At 72.5% G+C, this 19,183-nt stretch carries 20 protein-coding genes; 15 read left to right on the top strand and 5 right to left on the bottom strand.

Annotated elements, in window-relative coordinates; translation table 11 throughout:
* Positions 1-11: 11 nt before the first annotated feature.
* Complete coding sequence (locus ACZ4M3_RS24175; RefSeq protein ID WP_467735856.1) at positions 12-857, top strand: sulfurtransferase; 846 nt, start codon at positions 12-14, stop codon at positions 855-857.
* A 120-nt stretch (positions 858-977) separates the two neighbouring features.
* Here the strand turns inward: ACZ4M3_RS24175 and sepH are convergent, their stop codons facing one another.
* On the bottom strand, positions 978-1,988 hold the full coding sequence (gene sepH, locus ACZ4M3_RS24170) for a septation protein SepH (RefSeq protein ID WP_467735854.1): 1,011 nt from the start codon (positions 1,986-1,988) through the stop codon (positions 978-980).
* A 531-nt stretch (positions 1,989-2,519) separates the two neighbouring features.
* Here sepH and ACZ4M3_RS24165 point away from each other — a divergent pair.
* Positions 2,520-3,239: a hypothetical protein gene (locus ACZ4M3_RS24165; protein WP_467735852.1), complete on the top strand. Its 720-nt coding sequence runs from the start codon at positions 2,520-2,522 to the stop codon at positions 3,237-3,239.
* A gap of 7 nt (positions 3,240-3,246) precedes the next feature.
* Here the strand turns inward: ACZ4M3_RS24165 and ACZ4M3_RS24160 are convergent, their stop codons facing one another.
* Both ACZ4M3_RS24160 and ACZ4M3_RS24155 read right to left on the bottom strand, forming a co-directional pair.
* Positions 3,247-4,593, bottom strand: coding sequence for a D-arabinono-1,4-lactone oxidase (locus ACZ4M3_RS24160; protein WP_467735850.1), 1,347 nt, complete (start codon positions 4,591-4,593; stop codon positions 3,247-3,249).
* Positions 4,526-5,797: an MFS transporter gene (locus ACZ4M3_RS24155; RefSeq protein WP_467735848.1), complete on the bottom strand. Its 1,272-nt coding sequence runs from the start codon at positions 5,795-5,797 to the stop codon at positions 4,526-4,528. The genes ACZ4M3_RS24160 and ACZ4M3_RS24155 overlap by 68 nt, the downstream gene beginning before the upstream one ends.
* Before the next feature lie 168 nt (positions 5,798-5,965).
* Here ACZ4M3_RS24155 and ACZ4M3_RS24150 point away from each other — a divergent pair, with 168 nt between their 5' ends.
* Together ACZ4M3_RS24150 and ACZ4M3_RS24145 are read left to right on the top strand one after the other, a co-directional pair.
* A complete protein-coding gene (locus tag ACZ4M3_RS24150) occupies positions 5,966-7,105 on the top strand; it encodes a ferrochelatase (RefSeq protein WP_467735846.1) in 1,140 nt (379 codons plus the stop codon).
* Between the two features lie 14 nt (positions 7,106-7,119).
* On the top strand, positions 7,120-7,968 hold the full coding sequence (locus ACZ4M3_RS24145; protein ID WP_467735844.1) for an inositol monophosphatase family protein: 849 nt from the start codon (positions 7,120-7,122) through the stop codon (positions 7,966-7,968).
* 127 nt (positions 7,969-8,095) lie between these two features.
* Here ACZ4M3_RS24145 and ACZ4M3_RS24140 read toward each other — a convergent pair whose 3' ends face one another.
* The gene (locus tag ACZ4M3_RS24140) at positions 8,096-8,263 is read right to left on the bottom strand and encodes a hypothetical protein (protein ID WP_329198996.1); all 168 of its coding nucleotides are present in this window, start codon (positions 8,261-8,263) and stop codon (positions 8,096-8,098) included.
* A 261-nt stretch (positions 8,264-8,524) separates the two neighbouring features.
* Between ACZ4M3_RS24140 and ACZ4M3_RS24135 the strand changes: the two genes are divergently transcribed.
* The 4 genes from ACZ4M3_RS24135 to ACZ4M3_RS24120 all read left to right on the top strand — a co-directional run bounded on the left by ACZ4M3_RS24135 (position 8,525) and on the right by ACZ4M3_RS24120 (position 12,031).
* Positions 8,525-9,178 carry a response regulator transcription factor gene (locus ACZ4M3_RS24135; protein ID WP_030036265.1) on the top strand — a complete coding sequence of 218 codons (654 nt, stop codon included), beginning with the start codon at positions 8,525-8,527 and terminating at the stop codon, positions 9,176-9,178.
* Between the two features lie 4 nt (positions 9,179-9,182).
* On the top strand, positions 9,183-10,427 hold the full coding sequence (locus tag ACZ4M3_RS24130; protein ID WP_467735841.1) for a sensor histidine kinase: 1,245 nt from the start codon (positions 9,183-9,185) through the stop codon (positions 10,425-10,427).
* A 383-nt stretch (positions 10,428-10,810) separates the two neighbouring features.
* Complete coding sequence (locus ACZ4M3_RS24125) at positions 10,811-11,107, top strand: DUF4193 domain-containing protein (RefSeq protein WP_136212598.1); 297 nt, start codon at positions 10,811-10,813, stop codon at positions 11,105-11,107.
* A gap of 12 nt (positions 11,108-11,119) precedes the next feature.
* Positions 11,120-12,031: a hypothetical protein gene (locus ACZ4M3_RS24120; protein ID WP_467735839.1), complete on the top strand. Its 912-nt coding sequence runs from the start codon at positions 11,120-11,122 to the stop codon at positions 12,029-12,031.
* Positions 12,032-12,047: 16 nt separating this feature from the next.
* Here the strand turns inward: ACZ4M3_RS24120 and ACZ4M3_RS24115 are convergent, their stop codons facing one another.
* Positions 12,048-12,518: a DUF3093 domain-containing protein gene (locus ACZ4M3_RS24115; RefSeq protein WP_467735837.1), complete on the bottom strand. Its 471-nt coding sequence runs from the start codon at positions 12,516-12,518 to the stop codon at positions 12,048-12,050.
* A 58-nt stretch (positions 12,519-12,576) separates the two neighbouring features.
* Between ACZ4M3_RS24115 and ACZ4M3_RS24110 the strand changes: the two genes are divergently transcribed.
* From ACZ4M3_RS24110 to ACZ4M3_RS24080, 7 genes are all read left to right on the top strand, one after another.
* Positions 12,577-13,161 carry a PaaI family thioesterase gene (locus ACZ4M3_RS24110; protein ID WP_467735835.1) on the top strand — a complete coding sequence of 195 codons (585 nt, stop codon included), beginning with the start codon at positions 12,577-12,579 and terminating at the stop codon, positions 13,159-13,161.
* On the top strand, positions 13,161-13,697 hold the full coding sequence (gene dut, locus ACZ4M3_RS24105; RefSeq protein WP_453356982.1) for a dUTP diphosphatase: 537 nt from the start codon (positions 13,161-13,163) through the stop codon (positions 13,695-13,697). The genes ACZ4M3_RS24110 and dut overlap by 1 nt, the downstream gene beginning before the upstream one ends.
* A 1-nt stretch (position 13,698) precedes the next feature.
* Entirely contained in the window at positions 13,699-14,484 is a 786-nt protein-coding gene (locus ACZ4M3_RS24100) for a DUF3710 domain-containing protein (RefSeq protein ID WP_467735833.1), read from the top strand.
* A 161-nt stretch (positions 14,485-14,645) separates the two neighbouring features.
* Positions 14,646-17,252 (top strand): DUF4118 domain-containing protein, encoded by a 2,607-nt coding sequence (locus ACZ4M3_RS24095; RefSeq protein ID WP_467735831.1) that lies wholly within the window; start codon positions 14,646-14,648, stop codon positions 17,250-17,252.
* The gene (locus ACZ4M3_RS24090) at positions 17,249-17,935 is read left to right on the top strand and encodes a response regulator (protein ID WP_467735829.1); all 687 of its coding nucleotides are present in this window, start codon (positions 17,249-17,251) and stop codon (positions 17,933-17,935) included. Before ACZ4M3_RS24095 ends, ACZ4M3_RS24090 begins: the two co-directional genes overlap by 4 nt.
* Before the next feature lie 24 nt (positions 17,936-17,959).
* Positions 17,960-18,379 (top strand): OB-fold nucleic acid binding domain-containing protein, encoded by a 420-nt coding sequence (locus ACZ4M3_RS24085; RefSeq protein ID WP_467735827.1) that lies wholly within the window; start codon positions 17,960-17,962, stop codon positions 18,377-18,379.
* Positions 18,380-18,382: 3 nt separating this feature from the next.
* Complete coding sequence (locus tag ACZ4M3_RS24080; protein ID WP_453357587.1) at positions 18,383-19,114, top strand: DUF3159 domain-containing protein; 732 nt, start codon at positions 18,383-18,385, stop codon at positions 19,112-19,114.
* Positions 19,115-19,183 lie beyond the last annotated feature (69 nt).

Genomic DNA, 19,183 nt, shown 5'->3' with positions numbered 1-19,183 from the left:
AAGATGGGCCCATGACTGCGATTCTCTCGGCTTCCGAACTGATGAACGAGCTGGCCGGAACCAGGCCGCCGGTGCTCCTGGACGTCCGCTGGCAGCTGGGCGGCCCCGGCCAGCGGCCCGCGTACGAGGCGGGCCACCTGCCGGGGGCGGTGTACGTCGACCTCGACCGCGAACTGGCAGGTCCGGTGAGTGGGACGGGGCTGGGTGGCCGCCACCCGCTGCCGGACCCCGAGGAGTTCGGGGCGGTGATGCGGCGGGCCGGCGTCTCGGCGGACGGCCCGGTGGTCGTCTACGACGGGGGCCAGGGATGGGCCGCGGCCCGGGCGTGGTGGCTGCTGCGCTGGACGGGGCACGCCCGGGTACGGGTGCTGGACGGGGGCCTGGCCGCCTGGACGGCGGCGGGCGGCGAACTGACGACCGAGGAACCGGCCCCGGCCGAGGGTGATTTCAAGCCAAACCCGGGGGCGATGCGCGTGCTGGACGCGGACGGGGCGGCCGCGCTGGCCCGGACCGGGGTCCTGCTGGACGCGCGGGCCGGGGAGCGGTACCGGGGCGAGGTGGAACCGATCGACCGGGTCGGCGGCCACGTGCCGGGCGCGGTGTCGGCGCCGACCACCGAGAACGTGGGGCCGGACGGCCGGTTCCTCGCGGCACAGGCGCTGCGGGAGCGGTTCGCGGCGCTGGGGGCCGCGGAAGCGGCGGCGGTCGGGGTGTACTGCGGGTCGGGGGTGTCCGGGGCGCACGAGGTGCTGGCGCTGGAGGTGGCGGGGATCCCGTCGGCCCTCTACGCGGGGAGTTGGTCGGACTGGTCCTCGGACCCGGGGCGACCGGTCGCGACCGGTGGCTCCGCCGGCTGAGCGGAGCGGCCGGGCCGCCGTGTCGGGAACGCCCCGGCGGCGCGGGGCGTTCCCGGGGCACCGCCCCGGGCCCCCAGACTCCGTCGGGGGGCCAGGCCTCACAAGCCGGCGAGGGTCCGGTTACTCCTGCTTCTTGCGGCGGGTGCCGAAGACGATCTCGTCCCAGCTGGGCACCGCCGCGCGGCGGCCCGGGCGGACGCCGTCGGCTTCCGCCTGGCGGTCCGTGGTGCCGGTGAGGCGGTCGCGGTGGCCCGCCACCGTACGGGGCATCAGGACGTCGGCGTACGCGGCGCCGGCCCCCGCCGAGGCGGCCGGGGGCTCCTCGGCCTCCGGCTCCTCCGCCGGTGCGTCGGGGCGTTCCGGGACCACCATGTCGCCCCGGAAGCTCGGCACCGCCTCCAGCAGGCTGGTCAGTGTGTCCCGTTCCTCCTCCGGCTCCGGCGCGGGGGCGGCGGCCCGCTCCATCTGCCGGTCGAGCGCGCGGTCCAGCGGCCGGTCCCGCGGCAGCCGCGCGATCCGGGGCACGAAGGGGAAGCTCGGCTCCGGCGTCGCCGGCAGGTCGTCGGACTCGCCGATCAGGGAGCGGGCTTCGTCGTCCACGGCCACGACCAGCCGGCGCGGCGGGTCGTACGTCCAGCTGGCGGAGTGCGGTTCGCCGGCGACCCGGTAGACGAGCAGGACCTCCCAGGTCCCGTCGTCGCGGCGCCACGAGTCCCACTGCACGGACTCCTTGTCGGCCCCGCGCAGCGTCAGCCGCTCCTGCACCGCCTCGCCGAGCTGCGGTCCGGTGTTCTCGCCGGGGCGGCGCACCGGCGTCTTGCGGGCCCGCTCGGCCATGAACGCCCGCTCCGCGAGGACGGGTCCTTCGAAGCGGCGCACCCGGTCCACGGGGATGCCCGCGAGTTGAGCGACCTCCTCAGCGGAGGCGCCGGCCCGTATGCGGGCCTGGATGTCGCGGGGGCGGAGGTGGCTCTCCACCTCGATCTCGATCTGGTTCAGGCGCGCGCGGTCGTTGCGCACGGCAGCCCGTAGCCGCTCGTCGATCGGAAGCGTGTACTCCGTGCTGTCGGCAGCTTTGAGCACCAGTCGTGTGCCGTCATTGGAGACGGCCACGACACGCAGTTCGGGCATGGGGACCTCCCGGGTGGTGCCTGCCGACGTCACGTGCGTCGCTGCTTCCGCTAGTCGAGTGTGGCCTGCCCGGGTGCAGCCTGCCACAACCTTGCCGAGTTAAACCGGCGTGTCGGGCATGCGCCCTTGATCGCCGTTATGGCACGGTTACCTGTTGGGCACGCACAGTGACCGAACGATTACTGTGCGCATCGGAAACCCGTGCAACACCGCGGCATCGCCGGTCTTGAGTGCCGTATCTCCATCGTCGGCCCCCTCTCCCGGGTCCGGACATCCGAAAGGAAGGACGGCCCCAGGGCTCGCCACAGTACTCCATTCGGGCCACCTGGGTGGACCGCCGCGCCGCCGAACTTTCCCCGGGCGGCGGGAGTTGGCCTGCCCTGAAACGGGCCCCCCGTGCGGCCGACCTGCGGCACGGTCCGTTTTCGGGTGTCTTGCTTCACAGAATCCACAGAAGTGGAACTATCCGTTTCGTCCAGATGTCTGTAACTGCCGGAAGAGGAGAAGCGCGAGAGGCAGGGCACGCACGGCATGGCACGGGACGACACCGCACCGGAGAAGAAGAAGCTCGACCTGAGCGTCGCTCAGGTCGCCGGCTCCTCCCTCGCCACCGTCGCGGCGGCGCTGCTCGCCTCGAGGCTGGGCGTGTACGGGACCATCCTGGGCGCCGGTGTCGTGAGCGTGGTGGCCACCGCCGGCGGCCCCGTCATCCAGCACGCGTTCCGCCGTACCGGCGACCGGCTCCGGCGCGACGGCGCCGGCCCCCAGTCCCTTGGGCCCGGGCCCCGGGCGGAGGGGGAGTACGGCGAGGCCACCGTCCACGGCACCCGCGTACGGGGCTGGAAGCGCACGGCGGTGGCAGCGGGGGCCGCCTTCGCCATAGCCGTCGGCGGGCTCGGCGCCTACGAGGCCGCGGCCGGCACCTCGATCAGCGACGGCGGCGGCACCCTGCTGTCCGGCGGCACGCGCAAGGCCGCCGACCACCGGCAGCCGGACCCGCCGGGCGGCGGGGCCGAGAAGGGCAAGGGCGGCAAGGGCGGCGCGGCCACGCCGGGCCCCGCGGGTTCCCCGGGCGGAGAGCGCCCGTCACCCGGCCCGGCCCCCTCGGGCTCGCCGGACGGGACGCCGACGCCCACCCCGAGCCCGCCGAAGCCGGACCCGAAGCCGGACCCGGACCCGGAACCCACGCCGACCCCGACACCGACCCCCACCCCGACACCGACCCCGACCCCGACGCCCGGCTCCTCCTGAACCGCCGTCAGCCGCCCAGGACCCGCCGCAGGTAGTCGTTGCCGAACAGCCGGTCCGGGTCCAGCCGGTCCCGCAGGGCGGTGAACTCGCCGAAGCGCGGGTAGACCCCGGCGAGGTACTCGGCGTCCCGGGTGTGCACCTTGCCCCAGTGCGGCCGCCCCTGGTGCGCGGTGAAGATCCGCTCGGCCGCCGTGAAGTAGGCCTGGTAGGGGGTGCCCTTGTACATGTGCACCGCGATGTACGCCGTCTCGCGCCCCGAGGCCGTCGACAGGGTGATGTCGTCCGCCGGAGCCGTCCGCACCTCGACGGGGAAGCTGATGCGCAGGGCGGACCGGTCGACCATCGCCTTGAGTTCCCGCAGGGCCCCGACGACGTGCTCACGCGGGAGCGCGTACTCCATCTCCACGAAGCGCACCCGGCGCGGGCTGGTGAACACCTTGTACGGGATGTCGGTGTAGGTCCGCGCCGACAGGGCGCGGCTGGCGATGCGGGCGATGCCGGGAACGGCCGCCGGGACGGCGCGGCCCAGCGAGTTGACCGCCTGGAAGAGGCCGTTGGACAGCAGCTCGTCCTCGATCCACGCGCTGACCGCTCCGGGCGGGGCGGCCGGCCCCTGGCTGCGGTTGTTGCGCTTGGTGTTGCAGTTGCCGGTGTGCGGGAACCAGTAGAACTCGAAGTGCTCGTTCTCCGCGACGTGCTCGTCGAACTCGGCCGTCACCCGGTCGAAGCCCATCGGCTCCTCACGGGCGGTCAGGAAGAAGAGCGGTTCGACGGCGAAGGTCACCGAGGTGACGATGCCGAGCGCCCCGATGCCGAGCCGGGCGGCCGCGAAGACCTCGGGGTTCTCCTTCTCCGAGCACGTCAGCAGCCTGCCGTCCGCGGTGACCAGTTCGAGGGCGCGGATCTGCGCGGCGATGGAGGCCGAGTCGCGGCCGGTGCCGTGGGTGCCGGTGCTGATGGCGCCCGCGACCGTCTGTTCCATGATGTCGCCCATGTTGGTGAGCGACAGGCCTGCCCGGGCCAGGGCCGCGTTCAGGTGCTTGAGCACCGTGCCCGCCGCCACCGTGACGGTGCCGGCGGTCCGGTCGACCGACGTGATGCCCCGCAGCGCCTGGGGGCGGATGAGCACCCCGTCGGTGGCGGCGGCCGCGGTGAAGGAGTGGCCGGTGCCGACCGCCTTCACCCGCAAGCCCTCCCCGGCGGCCCAGCGGACCGCCTCCTGGACCTCCCCGACCGATGCCGGGGCCACCACGCGGGCGGGCGTCGCCCTGACGTTGCCCGCCCAGTTACGCCACGCGGTCGGCGTCTTCGCCGCCCCGGCCCGCCCGTTCTGCCCTGCTGTCGACGTCCCCATCGGTAGCCGGCTCCTCCCCTAGCGCCGGCCTCGTCAGCCGGCGGTAACCCGCGAACGCCACCGCCGCCGCGGCCACCCCCGCCGATATGGAGACGACGTACCCGCTGCGGGCGCCGGCCGCGTCGATGACCAGGCCGGCCACGGAGGAGCCGACCGCGACACCGACCGCGAGGCCGGTGCTGATCCAGGTCATTCCCTCGGTCAGCTTCGCGCGGGGTACGTGCGCCTCGATCAGGGCCATCGTGGTGATCATCGTGGGAGCGATGGCGAGGCCCGAGACGAAGAGCGCCACGGCCAGAAACGGCAAGTTCCCGGCCAGTAGGAGGGGGATCATACTCACGGCCATCGCACAGATGCCCAGTACCCATCGACGTTCGGCCGATCCTTTGAGGTGCAGCAGGCCGAAGACGATCCCGGCGAGGCAGGAGCCGAGGGCCCAGACGGCGAGGATCACGCTCGCGAGTGGTTTGTGGCCGCGCTCGTCGGCAAAGGCGAGCGTGGCCACGTCGATCGAGCCGAAGATCGCCCCCGTCGCGACGAACGTGCCCATCAGCACCTGGAGTCCGGGGGAGCGCAGGGCCGAGGTCCGGTCCCCGTGCGCGTCGTGCGGGTGCGGTTCCGGTTCGGTGGCGCGCTGCGCCGTCAGCCACCAGACGCCCACCAGCAGGCACAGGGCGGCTATCAGCGGACCGGCCTCCGGGAACCAGGTCGTGGACAGGGAGATGGCGATGATCGGACCGAAGATGAAACAGACCTCGTCGAGCACGGATTCGAAGGAGTACGCCGTGTGCAGGCTCGGGGTGTCCCGGTAGATGGCCGTCCACCGGGCGCGGACCATCGAGCCCACGCTCGGCACGCATCCCGCGAGGGCGGAGAAGACGAAGAGCGTCCAGTCCGGCCAGCCGTTCGCCGCGGCGACCAGCAGGCCGGCCACCGAGGCGACGGCGAAGAGGGTCGCGGGGCGCAGCACCCGCCGCTGTCCGTAGCGGTCGACCAGCTTGGAGACCTGAGGGCCGACGGCCGCGGCGGACAGGGCGAGGGTCCCGGTGAGCGCGCTCGCCAGCCCGTAGCGGCCGGTGAGCTCCGAGATCATGGTCAGGATGCCGACGCCCACCATGGAGAGCGGCATGCGGCCGATGAGCCCGGCGGCGCTGAACCCCTTGGTGCCTGGAGCGGCGAAGATCGCGCGGTAGGGACTGGGCACGGGCCCTCCGTAAGGGACGTCAATGGCCTCTACAGGTTATGACCGCCGGCAAGGCACCCGCATGGCGAGAACGGACTGTAAGTAAGGGTGACCTTACCTTTGGGACGCGCGGTCCCGGCCGCCGGGTCCGGTTCCCGCCGCGGCCCGTCGGGTGGCAGGATTCGACGCATGTCTGACCAGCTCCGCGCCCCCGACGCCGGCCCCTACGACGCCCTGCTGCTGCTCTCCTTCGGCGGCCCCGAGGGCCCCGAAGACGTCGTGCCGTTCCTGGAGAACGTCACGCGCGGGCGCGGCATCCCGCGCGAGCGGCTCAAGGAAGTCGGGCAGCACTACTTCGGCTTCGGTGGCGTCAGCCCCATCAACGGCCAGAACCGGGAGCTGCTGGACGCGCTGCGCAAGGACTTCGCCGAGCACGGGCTGGACCTGCCGGTGTACTGGGGCAACCGGAACTGGGCGCCCTACCTCACCGACGTGCTCCGGGACATGGCCGCCGACGGCCGCCGCCGCATCGCGGTCCTCGCCACCAGCGCGTACGCCTCGTACTCGGGCTGCCGGCAGTACCGGGAGAACCTCGCCGACGCGCTCGCCACGCTCGCCGAGGAGGGCGTGGCCGAGCTGCCGGGGGTGGACAAGCTGCGGCACTACTTCAACCACCCGGGCTTCGTGCGGCCGATGGTGGACGGCGTACTCGCCTCCCTGGCCGCCCTGCCGCAGGACGTGCGCGCCGGCGCCCACCTGGCCTTCACCACCCACTCCATCCCGACCGCGGCCGCCGACACCTCCGGCCCCGTCGAGGAGCACGGCGACGGCGGCGCGTACGTCCGTCAGCACCTGGACGTGGCCCGGCTGATCGCGGATGCGGTGCGCGCCGAGACGGGCGCCGAACTGCCCTGGGAGCTGGTCTACCAGTCGCGCAGCGGCGCCCCGCACATCCCCTGGCTGGAACCCGACATCTGCGACCACCTGGAGGCCCTGCACGAAGCGGGCGCCCCGGCGGTGGTGATGGTGCCGATCGGCTTCGTCTCGGACCACATGGAGGTCCTGTACGACCTCGACACCGAGGCCACCGCCAAGGCCGCCGAACTGGGCCTGCCCGTCGCCCGCTCGGCGACGGTGGGCGCCGACCCGCGGTTCGCGGCGGCGGTACGTGACCTCGTGCTGGAGCGGGCCGCCGCCGAACGCGGCGAAGCGGTGGAGCGGTGCGCGCTGGGCCTGCTCGGCCCCAGCCACGACCTCTGCGCGGTGGGCTGCTGTCCCGCGCGAGCACCCCGGCCGGCGGCCGCGGGCGTCGACAGTCCGTACGCGTAGGAAGTGGGACGAGCATGGTTTCCGAGGAACGGGTCCCGGCCGAAGGGGCCCCCGGCGGACGGGTTTCCGCCGAGCTGAAGGCGGAGCTGCTGGCCGTGGGGCTGGACGCCGCGCGGCGGGCCGGGGAGCTGCTGCGGGACGGGCGGCCGGCGGACCTGGCGGTGGCGGCGACCAAGTCCAGCCCGATCGACGTGGTGACCGAGATGGACATCGCGGCGGAGAAGCTGATCACGGGGATCCTCGCCGAGCGCCGTCCGCTGGACGGACTGCTGGGCGAGGAGGGGGCGGACAGCCCCGGGACGAGCGGCGTGCGGTGGGTCGTGGACCCGCTGGACGGCACCGTGAACTACCTGTACGGGCTGCCCAGCTGGAGCGTCTCGATCGCCGCCGAGTACCGGGGCGAGACGGTGGCCGGCGTGGTGGCGGCGCCGATGCGCGGCGAGACGTATCACGCGGTGCTCGGCGAGGGCGCCTGGCTGGGGGACGTCCGGCTGCGCTGCCGGGCGCCCGCGCCGCTGGACCGGGCGCTGGTGGCGACCGGGTTCGCCTACCTCCAGGGCCGCAAGGAGCAGCAGGCCGAGGTGGTGCGGCGGATCCTGCCGCGGGTGCGCGACATCCGCCGCGCCGGGTCGGCGGCCCTGGACCTCTGCGATGTCGCCGCCGGGCGGCTGGACGGGTACTACGAGCGGGGGTTGAACCCGTGGGACCTCGCCGCGGGTGCGCTCATCGCCCGGGAGGCGGGCGCCGTGACGGGCGGCCGGCCGGGCGAGCCGGCCTCGGGGGAGCTGGCGCTCGCCGCCACCCCGGCCGTGTTCGCCTCGCTCCAGCCGCTGCTGGAGGAGGCCGGGGCCTGGCACGACTGACCCCGGGCCGCCGTACATGAGCGGACCCCGGCCGCCCTGAGGGCGGCCGGGGTCCGAGAAGTACCGGGGTGCGTGAGGTATCGGTGAGGGTTTTCGGTCAGGCAGCTGTTCTGCGGGCGGGGCCCGGCTAGGCGGCGGTGACGGGCACGCCGTGTTCGGCCGCGAGGCGCTGGAGGTCCTCCAGCTCCGCCTGTTCCACATCCGCGAGGTAGTCGTCGCCCGTCGCACGGGCCTTGCTGAGGTCCGACTGCGTGGCCCTGATGCGCTGCAGGAGACCCGCGGTGAATGCGTCCATGGTGGGTGCGCCCCCTCTTCGTGGGTCGCGGCGGTGCTGCCCGTGGCAGTCCGCCGTCAGGAGTGGATGGGGTGTTCCATCGTCCTCCCCGGCACCCTGGGCGCAGAAACCTCGTGAGCCCATCGAATCCTCAGCTCCGTTCCCCCGGCCCTGGCCGCGGCGGCCGCCGCATGGCGCCTTACAGCCGGTTTACCGCCGAAACGGGCAGGATGGGCGACGCAATACACGTGTGCCCTTCTGGGCTCGAAGGAAGGAAACGACGTGCGCGTACTCGTCGTCGAGGACGAGCAGCTGCTCGCCGATGCGGTGGCCACCGGCCTGCGCCGGGAGGCCATGGCCGTGGACGTCGTGTACGACGGCGCCGCGGCCCTGGAGCGCGTCGGAGTGAACGACTACGACGTGGTCGTACTCGACCGGGACCTCCCGCTCGTGCACGGGGACGACGTCTGCCGGAAGATCGTGGAGCTCGGCATGCCCACGCGCGTGCTGATGCTGACCGCCTCCGGGGACGTCAGCGACCGGGTCGAGGGGCTGGAGCTCGGGGCGGACGACTACCTGCCCAAGCCGTTCGCCTTCACCGAGCTGACCGCCCGCGTGCGCGCCCTGGGACGGCGTACGACGGTCGCCCTGCCGCCCGTGCTGGAGCGCGCCGGGATCAAGCTCGACCCGAACCGGCGCGAGGTCTTCCGGGAGGGCCGGGAGGTGCAGCTGGCGCCGAAGGAGTTCGCGGTGCTGGAGGTCCTCATGCGCAGCGAGGGGACCGTCGTCTCCGCCGAGCAGCTGCTGGAGAAGGCCTGGGACGAGAACACCGACCCGTTCACGAACGTGGTGCGCGTGACCGTCATGACCTTGCGCCGCAAGCTCGGAGAGCCGCCCGTCATCGTGACCGTGCCGGGCTCCGGATACCGGATCTGAGGCCATGGCAGCGACTCCGGCGCCACCGACGGCACCTCCGAAACCGACCTGGGACCCCGGCCAGCCCGAGGGTCCCTTCCCGTGGCTGCGGCCGACCATCCGCATACGCCTCACCTTGCTGTACGGCGGCATGTTCCTCATCGCGGGCATCCTGCTGCTCTCGATCATCTACCTCCTGGCGGCGCAGGCGCTGCGGGAGGGCAACGCGCTGCCCTTCAAGATCGTCGGCGGTACGAAGATCGAGGTCACCAGTACGACCTGCTCCGGCGTGGGCGCCGACATGTCGTTCGACCAGTTCTACTCCGCGATCAGCCAGTGCATCTTCGACCAGCGCCGGCACGCCCTGGACGACCTGCTGAGCCGGTCGCTGATGGCCCTGCTGGGTCTGAGCATCATCGCCTTCGCGTTCGGCTACGCGATGGCCGGCCGGGTGCTCTCGCCGCTGGGCAAGATCACCCGGACCGCCCGCCGGGTGGTCGGCTCGGACCTGACCCGGCGGATCGAGCTGGACGGCCCGGACGACGAGCTCAAGGAGCTCGCCGACACCTTCGACGAGATGCTCGACCGGCTGGAGCGGGCCTTCACCGCCCAGCAGCGGTTCGTCGCGAACGCCTCGCACGAGCTGCGCACACCGCTGGCGATCAACCGGACGCTGCTGGAGGTGCACCTCTCCGATCCGGGGGCCCCGGTGGAGCTCCAGCAGCTCGGGAAGACGCTCCTGGCCACCAACGAGCGCAGCGAGCAGCTGGTCGAGGGCCTGCTGCTGCTGGCCCGCAGCGAGAACCAGATCGTCGAGCGCAAGCCGGTGGACCTGGCGGAGGTCGCCTCGCGCGCCATCGACCAGGCGCGGTCGGAGGCCGCGGCCAAGGGCGTGGAGATCCGCGGTGAGCGGTCGCCGGCCGTGGTCCAGGGCAACGGCGTGCTGCTGGAGCGGATCGCCTTGAACCTGGTGCAGAACGCCGTTCGCTACAACGTGCCGGAAGGAGGCTGGGTGGAGGTCGCGACCGAGGTCCAGCACGGCCAGGCGGTGCTCCTCGTGTCGAACACGGGTCCCGTGGTTCCCGCGTACGAGGTGGACAACCTCTTCGAGCCGTTCAGACGGCTGCGTACGGAGCGAACGGGCAGCGACAAGGGGGTGGGACTCGGCCTCTCGATCGCGCGCTCCGTGGCGCGCGCACACGGCGGCCGCATCCAGGCGACCCCGCGCGAGGGCGGTGGCCTCGTGATGCGTGTCACGTTGCCCCTGTGACCAGGACGCGCCCGCGTTCGCTCTTGGCTGAATTCGCCGGGCGTCACCCAGGATATCGCTGTGTGATCGATCACATGAGCGGGTGTCCGGCCGTGCGCGTTCCGTGACCCCGGGGAGGCCGGAAAGCCCGGGAAGTCCGGGTTTCCGGCACCCCGAATGGCGGGAAATACACGGGGTGGCGTTTGTGCAAGGCGGCCTCCGGACCGTGTACGGTCCCGGTCGTCATCCCAGCCACAAGCTCCTTCGGGGGCCCGGCTGGGTGTCGATTGAGTAACAGACCTTGATGTGAGGCAAAATCTCCGCCTCAGGTCGGGCACAAGTCCGGCCTCTCGCGCGTTACGTGCGCTGAGACACCGCTAAATCCCAGAGGGGGAGAGCGAACCATGGCAACGGACTACGACACTCCGCGCAAGACCGACGACGACGTAGACAACGACAGCATCGAAGAGCTGAAGGCTCGGCGCAACGAGAAGTCCCACTCGAACGTGGACGTGGACGACTTCGACGCGGCGGAGGGCATGGAGCTTCCCGGCGCGGACCTCTCCAACGAGGAGCTGGCCGTCCGGGTGCTGCCCAAGCAGGCCGACGAGTTCACCTGCATGAGCTGCTTCCTGGTGCACCACCGCAGCCAGCTGGCTCGGGAGAAGAACGGCCAGCCGATCTGTCGCGACTGCGACTGAGAGGCCTCGGCCGTGACAGGGTCGTCGCCCTTCCGGAAGCGCCGCTTCCGGAAGTCTGGTGATCCGGCGGAGAAGTGGGTGGAGACGGGCCCGGAGACGGGCCCCGCAGCCGCCGACGACCCCGCCGCGTCCTCCGGCACCGCCCCCGCGGTGCCGTCGGCCGCAACGGCCGGCGACGGGCCCCGCAAGCCCGGGACCGGTCGGATGCAAGCCGTCAGGAACGGTGTGCGCAAGGGCGGCGCGGGCTCGAAGGCCGTCGCCCTGTACATCGCCGAACGCATCATCGAGAACGCACCGCGCGTTCCGGTTCGGGACCTCGCGACCCTGCGCGCGCAGTTCCCGGGCCTCGACCCCGACCAGCTCGCCGACAAGCTGATCGCCGGCGCCGCCCACGGCACGTCGGTCGTGGGAGCCGGTGTCGGCGCGGCGGCGATGCTGCCCGTACCGCCCGCCATGCCGGCGGAACTGGCCGCGGAGATCACCGGGGTCGCCGCGATCGAGCTGAAGCTGATCGCCGAACTGCACGAGGTCTACGGGCAGCGGCCCCCCGGGAACCTCAAGGACCGCAGCGTCGCCTACGTCACCTCCTGGACCCAGGAGCGCGGGGTGAACCTGGTCAAGCCGACGACGCTGGACGTGGCGCTGGGCGGTCAGCTCAAGCGCGAGCTCCGCCAGCAGATCACCAAGCGGATGTTCCGCAACCTGCCGAACCTGATGCCCTTCATGATCGGCGCGGCCGTCGGCGCCGTCATGAACCGGCGCGACACCCGGAAAGTCGCCCACAAGGTACAGAAGGACCTGCGGGCACGGGCCGTGCCCTGGGAGGCCCTGGACCGGCTGCCGCCCCTGGAGCAGGCCTCCGGGCCCCTTCCCGAGGCCATGCGGGCCGCCATCGAGGGGCCGGATCCCGAAGAGCGCCGCTAGTCGGCCCGCGGCCGCGTCAGCCGGCCTGCGGCTGCGTCCGCGCCGAGCGGATCGCCGCCGCCAGTGCCTCGGGCTCGCGCGTGGAGACGTAGACGTACGGCGTCGGGTCCGCCGGGTCGGTGACCTCGACCCGGACCGCCGTCGGCACGTAGCTGCGCAGCAGCATGAACGCGCGGGTGTCCGCCTTGTACGTACGCCAGGCCACGGCCTCCTCGGCCCCCAGGACCTCGGGCTCACCCAGGGCCGTCACCGGGATCCGGGCCTCGCCCGCCGCCAGCGCGCCGTTGACCACGCGCACGCGCGCGGAGCCGTACGAACTCACCAGCATCCCGGCCAGCGCCGTGCCCCCGACCAGCCCGGCCAGCAGCGGCAGCGTGCCCAGCGGGAGCAGCACCAGGGCGCACGCCAGGCCGGTCAGTACGGCGATGGCCCACCAGGAGCGGGGGGCGGTCAGGCGTTCGTCGTGGTGCGCGGGGGAGAGCTGCATGCCCACAAGCCTGCCACGAGGCGACCGGCGGGTAGCCGCGCGGGTAAGGTCTGCGGCTGTGAGTGGACGAAACACAGCGTTGACGCCCCCGGCCGACGCCGCGGCGCCGGTCCGGCACCCCGACGCACCGGCACCCGGCGAACTCCTCGGTGCGCACTACGAGCACTGTTTCGGCTGTGGCGGGGGCCAGCCGCACGGACTCCACCTGGCGGCCCGGGCCGGTGAGGGCGTGCGGGTCACCGCCGAGTTCACCGTCAAGCCCGCCCACCAGGGCGCCCCCGGTCTCGCGCACGGCGGCGTACTGGCCACCGCGCTCGATGAGACGCTCGGCTCCCTGAACTGGCTGCTGCGCGTCATAGCGGTGACCGGGCGGCTGGAGACCGACTTCGTCCGGCCGGTTCCGCTGGGCACCGTGCTGTATCTGGAGGCAGAGGTGACCGCCGTCGCCGGGCGGAAGATCTACTCCACCGCGGTCGGCCGAATAGGCGGCCCGCAAGGGCCCGTCGCCGTGCGCGCCGACGCCCTCTTCATCGAGGTGAAGGTCGACCACTTCATCGACAACGGACGGCCCGAGGAGATCCGGGCGGCAATGGCCGACCCGGACCAGGTCAGGCGCTCGCGCGCCTTCGAGGTGAACCCCTGATGTCTGAGTACAACCACGCGCCCGTCGACGTGCTGATCCGCCGCGTTGACCCCGAGGTGCCGCTGCCCTCCTACGGCCACCCCGGCGACGCGGGCTGCGACCTGGTGACCACCGAGGCCGCCGTCCTGGCGCCCGGTGAGCGGACCGTACTGCCCACCGGCGTCTCCATCGCCCTGCCCGACGGGTACGCCGCCTTCGTGCACCCCCGCTCCGGCCTGGCCGCGCGCTGCGGGCTCGCGCTCGTGAATGCCCCGGGGACGGTGGATGCCGGGTACCGTGGGGAAATCAAGGTGATCGTGGTCAATCTCGACCCGCGCGAGAGCGTCAGGTTCGAGCGTTTCGACCGCATTGCCCAGCTGGTTGTCCAGCGGGTCGAGAAGGTGCGCTTCCACGAGGTGGCGGAACTTCCCGGCTCGGCCCGGGCCGAGGGGGGTTTCGGCTCCACCGGCGGTCATGCGGCCGTGGCCGGATCCGGAGCTGGTCAGCAGGGTGGGAATGGCTACGCTTCGGTCGTAACCGACCGGGAAGGACAGTGACGTGTTCGGACGTCGCAAGAAGAACGACTCCGTCAAGGACGGCGGCGCGGCCGAGCAGGTCGTCGAGAACGGGCACGGCGATGAGCAGGACGACGCCGACCAGCTCGACGACGCCACGCCCCGCCGAGTGAACCTGCCGCCGGCGCCCCGGCCCGACGGCCCCTGGGACGTCTCCGAAGTGCCCGGCAAGCCGGAAGACGGCCGGGTCGACCTGGGCGGCATCCTCGTACCCGGTGTCGAGGGCATGGAACTGCGCGTCGAGGTCGCGGGTGACGCGATCGTCGCCGCGACCGTCGTCCTCGGCGACAGCGCCGTGCAGCTGCAGGCCTTCGCGGCGCCCAAGAAGGAAGGCATCTGGGGCGAGGTGCGCGACGAGATCGCCACCGGCATCACCCAGCAGGGCGGCATCATCGACGAGGTCGAGGGCCCCCTGGGCTGGGAGCTGCGCGCACAGGTGCCCGTACCGCTGCCCGACGGGCAGACCGGTGCCCAGCTGGTGCGGTTCGTCGGCGTCGACGGCCCGCGCTGGTTCCTGCGCGGCGTGATCTCCGGCCAGGCCGCGGTGCGCCCCGAGGCGGGCGGTGTGCTGGAGCAGATCTTCCGGGACACCGTCGTCGTGCGTGGCGAAGGCCCGATGGCGCCGCGCGACCCGATCGTCCTCAAGCTCCCGAACGACGCCCAGATGGTGCCGGACGGCGTGCAGGCGACCGGCGAGGCGGAGGGCTCCCGCTTCGGCGGAGACATGGGCCAGCTGGAGCGCGGCCCGGAGATCACCGAGGTCCGCTGATCTTCGATGTGTCTGCGGCCCGGTGGGCCGTACCCCTCGTGGGTACGGCCCACCGGCCGTTGCGGGCCGGGGAGCAGCGGCCGCGTCAGGGATCCGTCAGGGATCGGCGTCCGGCCGCACATCGGTCGGTCAAGTGCGGGAACGTCCCTGAGAATGGGCGCATGGGACGCGGCAAGCTACGGATATACCTCGGCGCGGCGCCCGGTGTGGGCAAGACGTACGCCATGCTCTCGGAGGGCCACCGCCGGATCGAGCGGGGCGGGGACTGCGTCGTCGGCTTCGTCGAGCACCACGGGCGGCCGCGGACCGAGGTGATGCTCCACGGGCTGGAACAGGTGCCGCGGCGGGAGCTCGGTTACCGGGACGCCGTCTTCACCGAGATGGACGTGGACGCGCTCCTGGCCCGGCGCCCCTCGGTGGCGCTGGTGGACGAGCTGGCGCACACGAACGTCCCCGGCTCGCGCAACGCCAAGCGCTGGCAGGACGTCGAGGAGCTGCTCCGGGCCGGCATCGACGTCGTGTCGACCGTGAACATCCAGCACCTGGAGTCCCTCGGGGACGTGGTCGAGTCCATCACCGGGGTGCGGCAGCGGGAGACCGTGCCGGACGAGGTGGTGCGGCGGGCCGAGCAGATCGAGCTGGTCGACATGTCGCCGCAGGCGCTGCGCCGCCGGATGGCCCACGGGAACATATACAAGCCCGACAAGGTCGACGCGGCCCTGTCCAACTACTTCCGCCCGGGCAACCTCACGGCGCTGCGGGAGCTGGCCCTGCTGTGGGTGGCCGACCGGGCCGACGAGTACCTGCGGCAGTACCGGGGCGAGCACGGCATCCGCTCCACCTGGCAGGCCCGCGAGCGGATCGTCGTCGGGCTCACCGGCGGCCCCGAGGGGCGGACCCTGATCCGGCGCGCCGCCCGGCTCGCCGAGAAGGGTGCGGGCGGCGAGGTGCTGGCCGTGTACATCGCCCGCAGCGACGGGCTGACCTCGGCCTCGCCGAAGGAGCTCGCGGTCCAGCGGACGCTGGCGGAGGACCTCGGCGGAACGTTTCACCATGTCATCGGGGACAACATCCCCGAGGCCCTGCTGGAGTTCGCCCGCGGGGTCAACGCCACCCAGATCGTGCTCGGCTCCAGCCGCCGCAAGGCCTGGCAGTACGTGTTCGGACCGGGCGTGGGCGCCAGTGTGGCCCGCGACTCCGGGCCGGACCTGGACGTGCACATCGTCACCCACGACGAGGTCGCCAAGGGCCGCGGACTGCCCGTGGTCCGCTCGGCCGCCCGGCTCGGCAGAACCCGGACCGTCGCGGGCTGGGTGGTCGGCGTGGGGTTCCCCGCCCTGCTCGCGGTGCTGCTCACGCACCTGAACGGCGACCCCGGCCTGGCCAACGAGATGCTGCTGTTCCTGGCGCTGACGGTGGCCGCGGCCCTGCTGGGCGGGCTCTTGCCCGCACTGGCCTCGGCGGCCTTCGGCTCGCTGCTGCTGAACTACTACTTCGCGCCGCCGCTGCACCGCTTCACGATCTCCGACCCCAAGAACATCGTCGCCATCGCGGTGTTCTTCGGGGTGGCGGTGGCCGTCGCCTCCGTGGTGGACGCGGCCGCCCGGCGCACCGAGCAGGCCGCCCGGCTGCGCGCCGAGTCCGAGATCCTGTCCTTCCTCGCGGGGAGCGTGCTGCGCGGGGAGACCACCCTGGACGCGCTGCTGGAGCGGGTGCGGGAGACCTTCGCGATGGAGTCCGTGGCGCTGCTGGAGCGTGCGGGCGACGTGGAACCGTGGCAGCCGGCCGGCAGCGTGGGGCCGAGCCCCGTGGCCCGGCCCGAGGACGCAGACGTGGACATGCCGATCGGCGACCACATGGCGCTGGCCCTGTCCGGACGGGTGCTGCCGGCCGCGGACCGCCGGGTGCTGGGCGCCTTCGCCGCGCAGGCAGCCGTCGTACTGGACCGGCAGCGGCTGGTCGGGCAGGCCGAGGAGGCCCGCCGGATGGCCGAGGGCAACCGGATCAGGACCGCGCTGCTGGCCGCCGTGAGCCACGACCTGCGCACCCCGCTGGCCGCCATCAAGGCGTCGGTGTCCTCGCTGCGCTCCGAGGACGTGGAGTGGTCGCCGGAGGACCGGGCCGAGCTGCTCGCGGGGATCGAGGACGGCGCCGACCGGCTCGACCACCTCGTGGGGAACCTGCTGGACATGTCCCGCCTGCAGACCGGCACCGTCACCCCGCTGATCCGGGAGATCGACCTCGACGAGGTGGTCCCGATGGCGCTGGGCGGCGTACCCGAGGACAGCGTCGTGCTGGACGTCCCGGAGACGCTGCCGATGGTGGCGGTGGACCCCGGGCTGCTGGAGCGGTCCGTGGCCAACGTGGTGGAGAACGCCGTCAAGTACAGCCCCGATGGTCAGCCGGTGCTGGTCGCGGCGAGTTTCCTCGGCGACCGGGTCGAGGTACGGGTCGTGGACCGCGGGCCGGGCGTGCCGGACGGGGCCAAGGACCGGATCTTCGCCCCGTTCCAGCGGCACGGGGACGCACCGCGCGGGGCCGGGGTCGGGCTCGGGCTCGCGGTGGCCCGCGGCTTCGCGGAGGCCATGGACGGCACCCTGACCGCCGAGGACACGCCGGGAGGCGGGCTGACGATGGTGCTCACCCTGCGGGCGGCCCCGCCGGGAACCGCATCCGGCCCCCCTCACGTTGATCACGTGGACGATATTGATCAACCTGTTGATCCGTTCGACCTTCCTTCCGCACGACAGAAAGCAGGCCCTCGATGACCCGAGTGCTCGTGGTGGACGACGAGCCGCAGATCGTCCGGGCCCTCGTGATCAACTTGAAGGCACGCAAGTACGAGGTCGACGCCGCCGCCGACGGAGCGGGGGCCCTGGAACTCGCGGCCGCCCGCCACCCGGATGTCGTCGTCCTCGACCTGGGCCTGCCCGACATGGACGGAGTCGAGGTGATCAGGGGGCTGCGCGGCTGGACGCGGGTGCCGATCCTGGTGCTCTCCGCCCGCCACAGCTCCGACGAGAAGGTCGAGGCCCTGGACGCGGGCGCCGACGACTACGTCACCAAGCCGTTCGGCATGGACGAACTGCTGGCCCGGCTGCGCGCCGCGGTCCGCCGGGCCGAACCGCCCGTCGGGGCGGGGGAGGACGAGGTGGTCGTCGAGACCGACGGCTTCACGGTCGACCTCGCCGCCAAGAAGGCCGTGCGCGAGGGGCGCGACGTACGCCTGACCCCGACCGAGTGGCACCTGCTGGAGGTGCTGGTCCGCAACGGCGGGAAACTGGTCAGCCAGAAGCAGCTCCTCCGGGAGGTCTGGGGCCCCTCGTACGGGACCGAGACCAACTACCTGCGGGTCTACATGGCGCAGCTGCGGCGCAAGCTGGAGGCGGACCCCTCGCACCCGCGGCACTTCATCACCGAACCGGGCATGGGATACCGCTTCGAGAGGTAGTGGGCGCGCCGGTACGCTTCCTGTATGAGTGCTGAACCGCGTCCCGAGAAGCCCGCGAAGCCGGCCAGGCCGGTGGGCCGGTTCCGCCGGATGATAGAGCGTCTCTCCACGTCCCAGGAGGAGCTGCATTCGGCGGAGCTGCAGGAGGCTGCAGAAGCCGCGGGATGCACGCGGATCTGCGACTCCTACGACCGCGAGATAGTCAAGGTGACCGGTACCCTGCGGACCGTCACCCTGCGTCCGCGGGCCGGCGTCCCCGCCTTGGAGGCGGAGCTGTTCGACGGCTCCGCCGCGCTGGACGTGGTGTGGCTCGGGCGTCGCTCGATCGTGGGAATCGAGCCCGGACGGCGCATGATCGCCTCCGGGCGGATCGCGATGAGCCATGGGCGCCGGGTCCTCTTCAACCCGAAGTACGAACTCCGACCGCTCGGACAGGAGCAGTAACCGGTGACGTCACTCGACAAACCGAACACCCCCGCCCCGGACCCTGCCGACGACCAGAAGGCCGCGACGCAGGCCGCGCTCTTCGACGCGTTCGGCGGCATCCGGGGCACCGTGGAGACGATGCTCCCCGGCCTGCTCTTCGTGATGATCTACACGATCAACAAGAACGTGGTGATGTCCGCCATCGCGGCGGCCGTCGTCGCGGTCGCGCTGGTGATCGTGCGGCTGCTGCGCAAGGACACCGTGAAGCACGCGTTCAGCGGCGTGTTCGGGGTCGGCGTGGGCGTGGCGTTCGCCCTCTTCACCGGCACCGCGAAGGGCTTCTACCTGCCCGGCATGATCTACGGCGCGGGGCTGGGGGTGGCCTTCACGCTGTCGGCGCTGGTCGGCTTCCCGCTGCTCGGTGTCATCCTCGGGCCGGTGTTCAAGGAGAACCTGTCCTGGCGCACCCGCAACCCCGGGCGCAAGAAGGCCTACACCAAGGCCAGCCTGGCGTGGGGGATCATCTTCCTCGCCAAGTACGCGATCCTCTTCCCGCTGTACTGGTGGGGGGACGCGACCCAGCTCGGCTGGGTGCTGATCACGCTGAAGCTGCCGCCCATGGTGCTCGCGGTGTACTTCACCTGGGTGTTCCTGGCGAAGGCGCCGCCGCCGATCGACGTCATCGCCGAGTACGAGGCCGAGGAGGCCGCCGAGAAGGCGGCGAAGGCCGCGGCGCGGGAGCGGCGGGCCTGACGCGCCGAGGGCGCAGGCCCGGCACCGCCCGAGGGGCCGCCGACCAGGATCTGGTCGGCGGCCCCTCGG

This window comes from Streptomyces sp. NPDC026522 (genome assembly GCF_055567555.1).
Note: the sequence above shows the minus strand (reverse complement) of the source record. Positions and strands in the feature narration are given on the sequence as shown.

Coding starts and splice junctions, on each gene's coding strand:
- ACZ4M3_RS24175 (WP_467735856.1), top strand. CDS start 12: ATGACTGCGATTCTCTCGGCTTCCGAACTGATGAACGAGCTGGCCGGA.
- sepH (WP_467735854.1), bottom strand. CDS start 1,988: ATGCCCGAACTGCGTGTCGTGGCCGTCTCCAATGACGGCACACGACTG.
- ACZ4M3_RS24165 (WP_467735852.1), top strand. CDS start 2,520: ATGGCACGGGACGACACCGCACCGGAGAAGAAGAAGCTCGACCTGAGC.
- ACZ4M3_RS24160 (WP_467735850.1), bottom strand. CDS start 4,593: ATGGGGACGTCGACAGCAGGGCAGAACGGGCGGGCCGGGGCGGCGAAG.
- ACZ4M3_RS24150 (WP_467735846.1), top strand. CDS start 5,966: ATGTCTGACCAGCTCCGCGCCCCCGACGCCGGCCCCTACGACGCCCTG.
- ACZ4M3_RS24145 (WP_467735844.1), top strand. CDS start 7,120: ATGGTTTCCGAGGAACGGGTCCCGGCCGAAGGGGCCCCCGGCGGACGG.
- ACZ4M3_RS24140 (WP_329198996.1), bottom strand. CDS start 8,263: ATGGACGCATTCACCGCGGGTCTCCTGCAGCGCATCAGGGCCACGCAG.
- ACZ4M3_RS24130 (WP_467735841.1), top strand. CDS start 9,183: ATGGCAGCGACTCCGGCGCCACCGACGGCACCTCCGAAACCGACCTGG.
- ACZ4M3_RS24125 (WP_136212598.1), top strand. CDS start 10,811: ATGGCAACGGACTACGACACTCCGCGCAAGACCGACGACGACGTAGAC.
- ACZ4M3_RS24115 (WP_467735837.1), bottom strand. CDS start 12,518: ATGCAGCTCTCCCCCGCGCACCACGACGAACGCCTGACCGCCCCCCGC.
- dut (WP_453356982.1), top strand. CDS start 13,161: ATGTCTGAGTACAACCACGCGCCCGTCGACGTGCTGATCCGCCGCGTT.
- ACZ4M3_RS24095 (WP_467735831.1), top strand. CDS start 14,646: ATGGGACGCGGCAAGCTACGGATATACCTCGGCGCGGCGCCCGGTGTG.
- ACZ4M3_RS24090 (WP_467735829.1), top strand. CDS start 17,249: ATGACCCGAGTGCTCGTGGTGGACGACGAGCCGCAGATCGTCCGGGCC.
- ACZ4M3_RS24085 (WP_467735827.1), top strand. CDS start 17,960: ATGAGTGCTGAACCGCGTCCCGAGAAGCCCGCGAAGCCGGCCAGGCCG.